The organism is Bovifimicola ammoniilytica (assembly GCF_025567085.1).
Taxonomy (GTDB): domain Bacteria; phylum Bacillota; class Clostridia; order Lachnospirales; family Lachnospiraceae; genus Bovifimicola; species Bovifimicola ammoniilytica.
Genome location: NZ_JAOQJN010000001.1, coordinates 216,172 through 229,633 on the forward strand (window position 1 = coordinate 216,172; position 13,462 = coordinate 229,633).

Annotated in this window: 12 protein-coding genes; 9 read left to right on the forward strand and 3 right to left on the reverse strand. The window is 34.1% G+C overall.

Annotated features, from left to right (window positions below):
- Nucleotides 1-8 precede the first annotated feature (8 nt).
- From OCV48_RS01015 to OCV48_RS01025, 3 genes are read right to left on the reverse strand one after another with little or no spacing between them, the layout of a single operon-like run.
- A complete protein-coding gene (locus tag OCV48_RS01015; RefSeq protein WP_147590872.1) occupies nt 9-1,388 on the reverse strand; it encodes an aldehyde dehydrogenase in 1,380 nt (459 codons plus the stop codon).
- Complete coding sequence (locus OCV48_RS01020; protein WP_147590873.1) at nt 1,388-2,599, reverse strand: iron-containing alcohol dehydrogenase; 1,212 nt, start codon at nt 2,597-2,599, stop codon at nt 1,388-1,390. Before OCV48_RS01020 ends, OCV48_RS01015 begins: the two co-directional genes overlap by 1 nt.
- On the reverse strand, nt 2,592-3,068 hold the full coding sequence (locus OCV48_RS01025) for a MarR family winged helix-turn-helix transcriptional regulator (protein WP_021981813.1): 477 nt from the start codon (nt 3,066-3,068) through the stop codon (nt 2,592-2,594). The genes OCV48_RS01020 and OCV48_RS01025 overlap by 8 nt, the downstream gene beginning before the upstream one ends.
- A gap of 396 nt (nt 3,069-3,464) precedes the next feature.
- Here OCV48_RS01025 and OCV48_RS01030 point away from each other — a divergent pair, with 396 nt between their 5' ends.
- The 9 genes from OCV48_RS01030 to hcp all read left to right on the forward strand — a co-directional run bounded on the left by OCV48_RS01030 (nt 3,465) and on the right by hcp (nt 13,306).
- Nucleotides 3,465-4,985 carry an amino acid adenylation domain-containing protein gene (locus OCV48_RS01030; protein ID WP_147590995.1) on the forward strand — a complete coding sequence of 507 codons (1,521 nt, stop codon included), beginning with the start codon at nt 3,465-3,467 and terminating at the stop codon, nt 4,983-4,985.
- Nucleotides 4,986-6,239 (forward strand): diaminopimelate decarboxylase family protein, encoded by a 1,254-nt coding sequence (locus OCV48_RS01035; protein ID WP_147590875.1) that lies wholly within the window; start codon nt 4,986-4,988, stop codon nt 6,237-6,239. It abuts the gene before it with no gap.
- 28 nt (nt 6,240-6,267) lie between these two features.
- A complete protein-coding gene (locus OCV48_RS01040) occupies nt 6,268-6,495 on the forward strand; it encodes an acyl carrier protein (protein ID WP_147590876.1) in 228 nt (75 codons plus the stop codon).
- Between the two features lie 10 nt (nt 6,496-6,505).
- A complete protein-coding gene (locus OCV48_RS01045) occupies nt 6,506-8,095 on the forward strand; it encodes an MBOAT family O-acyltransferase (protein ID WP_021981809.1) in 1,590 nt (529 codons plus the stop codon).
- Nucleotides 8,082-9,101 carry a hypothetical protein gene (locus OCV48_RS01050; protein WP_021981808.1) on the forward strand — a complete coding sequence of 340 codons (1,020 nt, stop codon included), beginning with the start codon at nt 8,082-8,084 and terminating at the stop codon, nt 9,099-9,101. Before OCV48_RS01045 ends, OCV48_RS01050 begins: the two co-directional genes overlap by 14 nt.
- A 39-nt stretch (nt 9,102-9,140) precedes the next feature.
- Nucleotides 9,141-9,863, forward strand: coding sequence for a response regulator transcription factor (locus OCV48_RS01055; RefSeq protein WP_021981807.1), 723 nt, complete (start codon nt 9,141-9,143; stop codon nt 9,861-9,863).
- Nucleotides 9,847-11,160, forward strand: a complete 1,314-nt coding sequence (locus OCV48_RS01060) for a HAMP domain-containing sensor histidine kinase (RefSeq protein ID WP_147590877.1) — start codon at nt 9,847-9,849, stop codon at nt 11,158-11,160. Before OCV48_RS01055 ends, OCV48_RS01060 begins: the two co-directional genes overlap by 17 nt.
- Nucleotides 11,161-11,354: 194 nt before the next feature.
- Nucleotides 11,355-11,615, forward strand: a complete 261-nt coding sequence (locus OCV48_RS01065; RefSeq protein ID WP_147590878.1) for a heavy-metal-associated domain-containing protein — start codon at nt 11,355-11,357, stop codon at nt 11,613-11,615.
- Nucleotides 11,616-11,758: 143 nt separating this feature from the next.
- Nucleotides 11,759-13,306 (forward strand): hydroxylamine reductase, encoded by a 1,548-nt coding sequence (gene hcp, locus OCV48_RS01070; protein ID WP_262558540.1) that lies wholly within the window; start codon nt 11,759-11,761, stop codon nt 13,304-13,306.
- Nucleotides 13,307-13,462: the final 156 nt, after the last annotated feature.

Genomic DNA, 13,462 nt, shown 5'->3' on the forward strand with positions numbered 1-13,462 from the left:
TCAAATGGTTATTTAAGGAAGAAACGTATAAGTTTTTCATTAAATGATGTATATGGCTGGTATCTCATAGGGAGGTCAATCCAGGTCTTTTTATCCACGATACTTTTATAGTGTGAAAATGTATCAAAGCCTGTTTTACCATGATATGACCCCATACCACTTTCGCCAAAACCGCCAAAGCCCATTTCAGTTGTAGCAAGGTGGATTATTGTATCATTTACACACCCCCCGCCGAAACCTGTACGTGATATTACTTTGTCAGCGTTTTTATGGCTGGAAGTAAATATATAAAGTGCAAGTGGATGAGGCATTGAATTAATTTTAGTTGTGGCTTCATCAATATTTGTAAATGTAAGAACAGGCATAACAGGACCGAATATTTCCTCAAGCATTACATCATCAGTAAAAGTTACATTATCCATGACAGTTGGCTCGATTTTTAATGAGTCACTGTCAGAATTGCCACCGTAGATAACTTTATCTTTATTAATAAGAGAATTTATTCGGTTAAAATGCTTGAGATTAATAATTTTACCATAGTCAGGATTAGATAATGCATTTTCACTATACTGTCTTATGATTTCTTTCTTAATTTCAGCAAGCAGTTTATCTTTGATTTTCTCATCACAATATACATAGTCAGGTGCAACGCAGGTCTGACCACAATTAAGATATTTACCGAATACTATTCGTCTGGCTGCAAGTTTAAGGTTTGCATCATCTGTTACGATACAAGGACTTTTTCCACCAAGTTCAAGTGTTACGGGAGTAAGATATGCAGCAGCATTTTCCAGGACAGTTTTACCGACATTCTGACTTCCGGTAAAGAATATATAGTCAAAGTGTGACTTGAGAAGTGCGGCATTTTCGGCTCGACCTCCAGTTACTACAGCTACATATTTATTATCAAAACATTTGTTAATTAAAGAAGTAATGATGGCACTTGTATTAGGCGAATACGCACTTGGCTTAAGAATTACGGTATTGCCGGCAGCAATTGCATCGATTAAAGGGTCGATGGTAAGCAGAAAAGGATAATTCCATGGACTCATAATCAATACTACACCATATGGAGAAGGTTTCTTATAGCTTTTTGAATGGAACTGTGCAAGTGGAGTGTGAACGGTTTTGCTCTTTGCAAATCCTTTAGTATGTTTTAACATATATGTAAGTTCGCTTAATACAAGTCCGACTTCACACATATAGCTTTCATGTACTGATTTACCAAGGTCAGCTTTAATGGCAGACAATATGTCATTTTCGTATTTAAGAATTTCATTTTTAAGTCTTTTTAATGCGGCAATTCTGTAATCTATTGATAAGGTTTCACCTGATTTGAAGAATTCACGTTGTTTTGCAACAAGTGTTGCTATTTCATTTTCTGTCATTATGCAGTCTCCTTTTCCATTAACATATAGTAGAATTTCTCTAATTCTTCTGCATTCATAAGAACGGGAACAGGGTAAAGAGGATTAGCTTCTTTATCAGCATATTTTGATAATTCAGGAATGTCCTCTTTTCTTATTTCACTAAAAGTATCACCAATATTAAAATATTTTTTCATATCCTTAATAGCATCGATGAATTTATGTGCTGCAGTTTCGTAATCATCTGTTTCAGCAGCAATACCTGAATAAACTGCGAGTTCATAGAGCTTTTTATAAACGGAAGAACCATAATCTTCTAATACAAATGGAAGCAAGGTTGCATTTGCAAGACCATGCGGAATATTATATCTGCCACCTAGAGAATGAGCGACTGCGTGAACATAACCTACATATGATTTAGTAAATGCACAGCCGGCGTAGAAAGAGGCTTTAAGCATATTTTTTCGTGCTTCGATATCTGTACCATTATCATATGCCTTGTAAATATTTTCAAATATTAATTTAGTAGCACGAAGTGCATTTTTCCGGGTTGATTTAGTTGTTGAGCCACCGATATATGCTTCAACTGCGTGGGTAAGTGCATCCATACCTGTTGTGGCGGTAAGAGATGGTGGGAGACTTACCGTAACCTTAGGGTCTAATACGGCATAAGCGGGTATTAATGGAAAATCATTTATGGCGTATTTATGTCTTGTATTGGCATCGGTTATTACTGCGGCAAGCGTTGTTTCACTGCCTGTTCCTGCCGTTGTAGGAATTGCAATTAATAAAGGAAGCTTTTTATGAACTTTTAATATACCTTTCATTTTTGCAAGAGATTGTTTAGGTTTGGCAATTCTTGCCCCGACAGCTTTAGCACAGTCGATACTTGAGCCTCCACCAAAACCTATGATTGCACTGCAATTATTATCTATATAAAGCTGCCTTGCCTCTTCAACATTAGTAGTGGTTGGATTGGCAACGGTCTTATCATAGATGAAATAATTAATGTTATGATGTTCAAAATGCATAATCATTCTGTCTAAAAGTCCGAATTTACGGATGCCCTCGTCTGTAATAATTAGTATATTATTGATATTTTTCTTTTCAAATAAGCCTGTTAATTTAGATGTGCTATAAAAGATTTCCGGACATCTGTAAGGCATAAATGGAATGGCTATTTTAAAACATTTCTGAAAAATTCTGCAATATGCAGCTTTAAATTTATTCATTGTCAGAGTTCCTTTCTAATTCATAATAATATTTTTCTAAGTTTTCTGAAATGGTCGTAAGCACAGAGTAGAAAATAGTCCGGTTTTTATCGGAAATGTCTGAACCACCAAATGTAACTGCATTTACAATGGAAGTGTTGACTTTCTTAGCATAGGACAGACCTTTGTCCGTTAATGTTACCTTGGCACGATATTTACGTTTATCTGCAGCTTCTGTATCAGAAATATATTGTACAAAATCTTTTTCAAAAAGTTCGGAAAGGGCCCTTGAGATTCCAGCCTTATCCTCCTTGGCAAGCAGGCAGATTTCAGAAGCTGTAAGCCCCTCAGGGGTATTGTTAAGTAAATTCATACATGTAACGTGAGTTCCCTTAAGTCCTATTTTGTTCATTTCATATTTCTTGATTTTCTGTATGCTTTTGTATATAGATGCTATGTCTGTTGTAAATGTTTCGAATCTGTCAGTCATATATACCTCCATTCTGCATGTGTGGTGCTAAAAACTAGCTTAAAACAAGCAGCATGCACACAAAATAATTGTCTAAACATAATTCTGTTTGAGTTATAAAGTTTAAATTTAATTATATAAATATAGATGTTGAGTGGTCAACAAGTTGAAGTATAACAATAAAATGTTGAGTAGTCAACATCTAAAATAAATATTAATAGGTGTTTCTGATATGTCTTTTAGATTTTTTAAGAAACTGTTTATGAATAGTTTAGCTTTACCTGAGATAATGAATAATGTCGAATGGTGTAATTATCTATCATATCATTCGACATTGAAAATAGAAATATCATAGAACAAATTTATTCATAAAATTTATTTATGAGAGCTATCTATGAAATGGAGAACGAATTTAAGATGAATAATATTTTAGAAATACTAGAAGAAACTGTTAAGAATCATTCAGAGAAAATTGCAGTTGATGATGGAGAAGAAACTCTTAAATGGAGAGAGTTATTAGAATTATCCAGACGATATGGTACAACATTTGCAAGGAAAACGGATAGAAATAAGCCGGTTGCCATATTAATGGAGAAGAGTGCTAAGACGTTATCTGTAATGTTTGGTGTCGTATATGCGGGCTGCTTTTATGTGATGATAGACCCGTCACAGCCGGCAGAAAGGCTGCAGCAGATACTAAGTGTATTAAGCCCGGAACTTGTAATTACCAAGTCAGAATTTATGGGATTACTTAAAGAAGCAGATTACGAAAAAGAAATATATTTAGCAGATGAAGTTATACATACAGGAATTGATGAAGAATTACTTACAGGAATTAGAAAAGAAAGCAAAATTACGGATTTATTATATGGAATTTTCACTTCGGGTTCAACAGGTATACCAAAGGGAATTGTGGTAAGTCAGAAAGCAGTTGTAGATTTTATATCGCATTTCGTAGAAATATTCAGAATAAATGAAGAGGATAGAATAGGTAATCAGGCACCATTTGATTTCGATGTGTCGGTTAAAGATATCTATTCGGCAGTAATGACAGGGGCTGCTTTAGTGCTTGTTCCTAAGAAATTATTCTGCTCTCCAGCAATACTTCTTGATTATCTATGCGATAAGAAAGTTACGAATCTGACCTGGGCAGTATCAGCACTTACGCTTATTTCATCACTAAAAGGACTTAGTTATAAAGTACCAAAGGATGTTAAAAGAGTAATGTTTAGCGGAGAAGTAATGCCGGTAAAACAATTGAGATTATGGCAGGAGGCATTACCAGAAGCTAAATTCGTCAATTTATACGGACCATCAGAGATTACCTGCAACTGTACATATTTTAATATAGGAAGAATGTATGAAGACAATGAGAAGATACCTATTGGCAAGGCATTTCCGGGCAGAGAGGTATTTCTAATGGACGATAATAATTCAATAATTAATGAAAGAGATAAAGTTGGAGAAATATGTGTAACAGGCGAATCATTATCCGAGGGCTACTATAATAATCCTAAGGAGACAGAGAAACGCTTTATTATGTATCCTCTGCATAATGACGAGGTTGTGAGGTGCTATAGAACAGGTGACTTAGGTTACTATGGTGAAGATGGCGGGCTATATTTCTCAGGAAGATGTGATTTCCAGATAAAGCATATGGGACACAGAATTGAATTAGAAGAAATTGAAAGAGCGATTAACCGTATAGATGAAGTGGATAAAAGCGTATGCCTGATGGATTATAAGCACAATTATCTGGTGGCATTTTATCAGGGAAATGCTATGACAGAGGATATTCACAGGGAATTGAAGCGAAGTATTCCAGCATATATGATTCCTAGAAAATTAGTACAGACAGAAGTATTTCCACTTAATAAAAATGGCAAGACAGACAGAAAGTATTTTATGGATATTATAGATAAGAGAAAGAGAGCTTAAATGAATATAGATGAATTAGAAAATATTGCTGCAAATTGTAAAGCACCTATGTATATATTTGATTCTGATATAGTTACTGATACGGTAGAAATGTTTAGAAGAAATCTGAATACAGCTTCGAAAGCCGATATTAATCTGTGTTATGCGATGAAAGCTAATCCGTTCTTAGTAAGTATAATGAATGAATTAACAGACAGAATAGAAGTCTGTTCAATGGGTGAATTCAGAATATGCAGGAATAAGGAAATTACACCGGAGAAATTGTTGATTTCAGGTGTTATGAAAGACAGACAGGATATATATGAGATACTTGATTGTTATGGTGAAAGGTGCTTATATACAGCAGAATCGTTAATGCAGTATTCATATTTCAAAGAATGGTGCAAAGCTAATAAGAAAGCAGTTAATGTATATCTGAGGCTTACAAGCGGTAACCAGTTTGGAATGGATAAGCAGACAATCAGAAATATAATAATGGATCAAACAAATGAAAATTACAGACCCAATATTAGTGGTATACATTATTTCTCAGGAACGCAGAAAAAATCAATGAAGAAGATTAGAGATGAATTAACTTCATTACAGGAATTTATCTGTGAGTTAGAAGATACGACAGGTTACCATATTGATGAATTAGAATATGGACCTGGTATTCCGGCTGCTTACTTCGAGGGACAGGACAATGCCTTGGAACAGCACATAAAAGAGGTTGCCGATGTTATTAATGAGATACAACCGGATTATAAGATAACAATTGAGATGGGCAGGGCATTTGCAGCAGGCTGTGGATATTATATGACGGAAGTTAAAGATATAAAGCATAGCGGTGATAAGAATTATTGCATTGTTAATGGTGGTATGCACCAGCTTAATTATGACGGACAGATAAGAGGCATGTATATGCCCCATATCAGACATATAAGAAGTGCAAGCGTAGAATATAATGAAACAGACTTCGAAGAATCAGACACTAATAAGTTAGACCACAACGAATTAATGAACACTGAATCTGTGAATAACTGGACTATTTGTGGAGAACTATGTACAGGTAATGATGTTCTTGTGCAGAAAATTGCAATAGATGATTTGAAAGCAGGTGATAGGTTTGTATTTGAAAATACAGGTGCATATTCGATGACAGAGGGAATGGCATTATTCTTAAGTCACGTATTACCTGCGATTGCCATATACAATAAGAAAGATGGAATAAAAATCATAAGAAAAGAAATGGAAACTTATAAATTAAATATGTAGATTAAAGTGAAAAATGGAGGATTAAGAAATGAATGAATTACTTGAGATTTTAAATGATATTGATGACAGTATAGATTGGGAAAATGAGGAGGGATTAATAGACAGGCATCTCTTAGATTCATTTGGTGTAATTACACTTGTATCGGAATTAGAAGATACATTTTTAATAGAAGTGGAAGCATCTGAAATTGTACCTGATAATTTTAATTCAGTACAGGCAATGTGGAAAATGATTACTAGATTACAGGAAGAATAAAGGTGAAAATATGTCTTACAATTCAGCACTATATCTGTTTATGTTTTTACCGCTTGTATTATTAATGTATCAGATAGTACCGAGAAGAATCAGACCACTTGTGTTATTGGCCGCGGGCTACACATTTTTCTATATGATTAGCGGTAAATTACTTGTCTATCTGATTGGAACGACGATATTTGTACATTACATAGGCATATGGCTAGGATATCTCAAGAAGCAATGTCAGACAGAGCTTTTAAATGCATCTAAGGGTGAAAGTTCTAAGATTAAAAAGCTATATAAGAAAAGGGAAAAACACGTTTTAATTATTGGTATACTTGCTTTGCTTGCAGTATTAGTATATCTGAAATATTACAATTTTTTCGCCGGAAATATTAATATTCTTATTAAGAATATGGGTGGTCATTATGCATTTACCATTAGAAGGGTTTTACTTCCAATTGGAATATCATTCTACACATTACAGGCAATAAGTTATATGGCGGATGTGTATTGGGAGAAGATTAAACCAGAGGAAAATATATTAAAACTTGCATTGTTCTTAGGATTCTTTCCACAGATTATGGAGGGACCTATTAGTATGTATTCACAGACTTCAGATGACCTGTGGGCAGGCGAATCTCTTAAGATGAATAATCTGGCACAAGGTGGCATAAGGCTTGTGTGGGGATTATTTAAGAAGATGATTATAGCTGACAGACTTTTTATGCTGGTTACAGCATTATTTGATCATTATGAGAAATATAGTGGTGCTTTAATAATTGTTGCTGCGATTGCATATACAACACAGCTATATATGGAATTCTCAGGATGTATGGACATCATAATCGGCAGTGGTAAAATGTTTGGAGTGACTCTTCCAGAGAACTTTAATCAGCCATTTGCCTCTAAAAATGCAGCAGAATTCTGGCGAAGATGGCATATGACTCTTGGTGTATGGTTTAAGACATATGTGTTCTATCCGGTGTCAGTTTCAGGAGTTGTTAAGAAATGGAATAAATTCAGTAAGAAGCATTTTAGTAAATATATTACGAAATTAGGTGTATCTGCAATATGCTTATTTCCAGTATGGTTATTTAACGGTTTATGGCATGGTGCAGAATGGAATTACATATTCTATGGAATATATTATTTTACAATATTGCTTATGGGAATAGCTATAGAGCCTGTCAGGGATTATATAATTAAGAAATTACATCTTAATGTAAATGCATTGTATTATAAAGTGCCTCAGACATTAAAGGCCTGGGTTATAATTTTCACAGGTGAGTTGTTCTTCAGAGCAAATGGATTGCGTGCAGGGTTTCATATGTTTGCGAGCATTTTTAAGAATTTCAACATTCAAAATATATGGAATGGTACACTGTTGAAATTTGGTTTAGACAGAGCTGACTTTGCGGCAATTATATTTGGCTGTATTGTTGTGGCAGTAGTCGGATATATAAAGGAAAGGAACCTGTTAGGAGAGGGCGGACTCTGGAAAATGCGGCTGTCTGTGAGATGGGCAGTTTATTACGGACTGATTCTTTCAGTTATATTTTTAGGCGCATATGGAGTTGGTTATCAGCAGGTAGATTTGATTTATGCAGGATTTTAGAAATATAATAAAGGACAAAAGAATAAGAGACTTAGGAAAATGTATTCTATTTTTTACAATACTTATAGCAATGATTGTCGGATTATCTATCGGACTTAATATGCTGTCAAGAAAAAATGATAATCTTACACAGAGCAGAAATAAGAGCCTGGTCCAGATTCAGAATGAGAAAGAAGATACAGTTGACTTATTAGTATTAGGCGATAGCTTAAGTTTCTGCTCATTTGCACCGATGAGATTATGGAGTGAATATGGAATTACATCATTTGTGGGAGCACAGTCAGCACAGATGATTAATGAGTCATATTTTATGTTAAAGATTGCATTGAAAACACAGAAACCTAAAGTAGTTATAATGGAGACGAATACTTTCTTCAGAGCTCAGGACAAGTTAGACGGAGCAGTCAAATTAATAACTAACGAATTTAACTATTATTTACCAATATTCAGATTCCACAGCGTATGGAAACCACTTCTGTTTGGTATGGATTATGGCGAAGAAAACTATAAAGGCTTTATGATAAGAGATGCGATTAATCCATATACAGGCGGTCAATATATGAATGAAACTACGGATAAGTGGGAAATATCTGACGGTGTTAAATTATATGTGGACAGAATTAATGCTCTATGTAAGGAAAAAGGAATAAAGCTTATCTTAGTAAGTACACCATCGCCTAAGAACTGTAATTATCAGAAACATAATGCGATAATGGAATATGCTAAGGATAATTCACTTACATATATTGATATGAATCTTATGTTAGACGAGTTAGGAATAGACTGGAGTTTAGACAGTCTTGATAAAGGTGACCATCTTAACTTATCAGGTGCATATAAAGTTTCAGATTATATTGGAAAATATCTGAGAGACAATTATAATATATCTGACCACCGTACAGATGAGGCTTATAAAAAATGGGAAAAAACTTCGGAAAAATATGAAAGTGCAGCCTTAAATAAATTAAATGCAATGGAAGAACAGTGGAAACAAAGTAAGAGTTAAGAAAATATATACAGGCAGATACAGGAGGTGGTGCAGGATATGAGTAAAGAACATATTCTAATTATTGAAGATGATGAAGATATCAGAGAGGGTGTTCGCATTCTGTTAGAAAGTGAGAATTATATTGTAACAGAAGCAGAGAATGGGAGAAAAGGATTAGAAGCATTAAATGATACAATGGATTTAGTAATCCTTGATATTATGATGCCCGGAATATCGGGCTTACGAACCTGCGAGGAGATTCGTAAAATGTCTAATGTACCAGTTCTTTTTCTTACTGCCAAGGCACAGGAATCAGATAAACTTATCGGTTTAATGGCAGGTGGAGATGATTATCTTGCAAAACCTTTTTCATATGCAGAATTATTAGGAAGAGTAAAGGCGCTTCTACGCAGATATAAAGTATATATGGGTAAAAATTCCGTTAGTGAAGACAGAGAAGAGAATGCAGAATACATTGATATTGCTAACATAAGGATAAATCAGGAATTTAACGAAGTATATGTAAATGGTGTAGAAAAGGAAATGTCTGACATTGAATATAATATTCTATTGTTAATGATGCAACATCCAAGGAAGATTTTTTCGGCAAAAAATCTCTATGAAAGTGTATGGGATGAACCTTATTTCTATTCATGCAACAGTACCATTATGGTTCACATAAGAAAACTGCGTGTTAAGATAGAAGCTGACCCAAAGAATCCGCAGTATATAAAAACTGTATGGGGAAAGGGGTACAGATTCGATGCGTGCAACGAATAAGAGAGACTCAATTTATTTTCAACTGCTGATGTTATTAATAATTTCAGCAGTTTTGTCTGTTATATTATTTGTATTTCTAGAGAGTACAGGAACAAAGCTTGTGGACAGGTTCTATGATTCTGAATATGGTGACAGAAAGAACAGGGCATATGTTAAGGAATTACAGAAATATGTGAAAGAAGAATATCTTTCTTACAGAGATACAGATAAGATATCTTCTTGGGTAAAGAAACAGAAGATAATTTATGTCCAGATATACAAAGATGGCGTTAAAGTGTTCGATTCTTCTTATCCGGATCAGGAAGAATGGGGAGAAACCATTGATAATGCTGCATATCTGTTAGAAAAGTTCTATTATGTTGAATTCGCTGAGGGTGTAGCAAGTGTATCCATAACTGGCGCATATACTTATCAGTTATATCAATATGCTATGATGATGGAAGAATTAATTACATTTGTATTCTTTATTATGCTGGTATTATTAGGAATAAGAAGAAAGATGAAATACATCAGAAAATTAGGTGATGAAGTCGAGATATTAGAGGGTGGAAGCTTAGATTATGAAATAACTGTCAAAGGTAAAGATGAGTTAGCAAGACTTGCAGAGAGTGTTGAGAGTATGCGAAAAGCATTTAACAGGATGATAACCCAGGAAACAGAAATGATTCACGAAAACCAGAGGATAGTTACGGAGATGTCACATGATTTGCGAACACCTGTCACATCTATTATGCTATACACTGAGATTTTGAAAAAGGGCAAATATAAAGATGAAAAACAATTATTAGAATATATTGAGAAAATAGATAGAAAAGCCCATGCTATGAAGCAGCTTACAGAGAATCTGTTTGAATATTCCTTAGTAACGGGAGAAAATGAGATTGAATTAGAAAAGGCGGAACAGTATGAAGTAATATTCTATGATTTATTCTCAGAAACATGCAGTTATCTGGAAGAAAAAGACTTTAGGGTAGAATTTGAAGTGAAATGGTCAGAGAATAAAGTCCGCGTCTCATCAGATTACATTATAAGAATTATGGATAACATCACGTCAAATATCGTTAAATATGCAGATGCTTCATTTCCAGTGTGCATTACATCGATTAGCGATAATGCGATGGATGGTTTCGTGATTGAGAATAAGATAAAGGAAAATGATGAGAAAATAGAAAGTACAGGAATTGGCATCCAGAGTATTAAGAATATGATGATGAAAATGGGCGGCAAATGTCTTATAGAAGAAGAAAATGATATATTCAGGGTGATTTTGTTATTTACAAGTTACCATACTGTTTAATGCTATAGAGTTTTTTAAAAATAATAATATTTAGTATATAATATGTAAATTAAATATGCTAATTGGATTATGTATGATTTAATTAGGTAAATTGTAAATGACAAGATTTATCAATAAAATACGTAAAAATTGACATGTACTAATCATAGCATTATTATAGGAAAAGGATTAAATCAGGCAAGGAGGAACAGCCAATGTTAAAGACAACATTAGAAATTGATGGAATGATGTGTGGAATGTGCGAAAGCCATATGAATGATTTGATAAGACAGAAATTCAATGTTAAGAAGGTTTCATCTTCTCATAGCAAAGGAACAACGGAGATTATATCAGAAGAAAGTCTTGATGAAGATAAATTAAGAGAAGAGATAACAGGAATCGGATATACACTTAAGGCTGTTAATACAGAAGAGTATGTAAAAAAAGGTTTCTCGTTATTTGGAAGAAAGAAATAAATGGAATAAAGTTTTGTTGCAAATACAACAGAACTTTATTTTTTTATGAAGTAATATCACATTGTAAATGAAACAGGGATTTGCAAATGCCGGAATAAAAAATTATGCGGACACAGGGTGTCTGAGGAATGGAGAATATAACTATGTCAGATAATATGTTTTGTTTTCAGTGTGAGCAGACAGCTTCTCAAGCAGGCTGTACAGGTTGTGCAGGAGTATGTGGAAAATCTGCATCTACTTCGAAATTACAGGACGAATTAACAGGCGCTTTGATGGGGCTTGCTAAAAAATACAACGATAACAGAAATGAAGAAATCACAAAATTGCTTATCGAAGGATTATTTACTACGGTTACAAATGTGAATTTCAATGATGATACGTTGAAGAAAATGATAGCTGATATCAGAAGTTATGATATTGCAGATGAATATGATATGATAAATCTCTGGAGAGAGAATGAGGATATACGTTCATTAAAATCATTAATCCTGTTTGGACTGAGGGGTATGGCAGCGTATGCATATCACGCAATGGTGTTAGGCTATGAAGATGAAGAGGTAAATGCATTTATATATGAAGCACTTATAAGCGTGAGCGAGAATCTCAGTTTTGATAAATTACTTGAAAAAGTGTTAGAGGTAGGCAAGGTTAATTTAAAATGTATGGAATTATTAGACAGAGCCAATACAGAGAGTTATGGAATGCCTGAACCTACAAAAGTTTCATTAAAGATTGAAAAAGGTCCGTTCATTGTAATTACAGGACATGATTTAAAAGATATCAAGTTATTGTTAGAACAGACTAAAGATAAGGGAATAAATATATATACTCATGGAGAAATGCTGCCTGCACACGCATATCCTGAACTTAAGAAATATCCTCATCTTAAAGGAAATTTTGGAACAGCATGGCAGAATCAGCAGAAAGAATTTGACAATATACCGGGTGCAATTCTGTATACAACTAACTGTCTTATGCCTGTAAAGGAAAGCTATGCCGACAGAGTATTTACAACAGAAGTTGTGTCATATCCTGAAATGGTTCATATCGGTGATGAGAAAGATTTTACACCTGTAATTGAGAAAGCACTTGCTCTTGGTGGTTATAGTGAAGATGTCCAGATGACAGGTATAAATGGCGGAACAGAAGTAATGACAGGCTTTGCACATAATACTGTGCTTAGTAATGCAGAGAAAATCATAAGCGAGGTCAAGGCGGGAAATATCAGTCATTTCTTCTTGGTAGGTGGTTGTGATGGTGCGAGAACAGGAAGAAACTATTATACAGAATTCGTTAAACAGTCACCTAAAGACAGCATTATTCTGACTTTAGCCTGTGGTAAATATCGTTTCAACGATTTAGACCTGGGAGATATATCAGGTCTGCCACGAATTATGGATATGGGACAGTGTAACGATGCCTACAGTGCAATTAAAGTAGCTGTAGCATTATCAGAAGCCTTTGAATGTGGTGTAAATGAACTGCCACTTAGTATGGTATTATCGTGGTATGAGCAGAAGGCAGTATGTATCTTACTGACATTGTTATATCTTGGAATAAAAGACATCTATTTAGGGCCAACATTACCTGCATTTATATCTAAAAATGTCTTAGAATTTTTAGTTGAGAATTATGGAATTTCACCAATCAGTACACCTGAAAATGATTTGAAGAAAATTCTAAATAAGTAATTTAGAACTTAAAATCATACAAATTTATTGAATTTTCTTATGTTTTACGCCAGTTTATGTTTTACTTTATCACGATAATATGTTAAAATGCCAATGTGTCGAAAAATGCATTGGCATTTTTAGTATGAAAATAAAGTACATAATAAGTATAAAAAT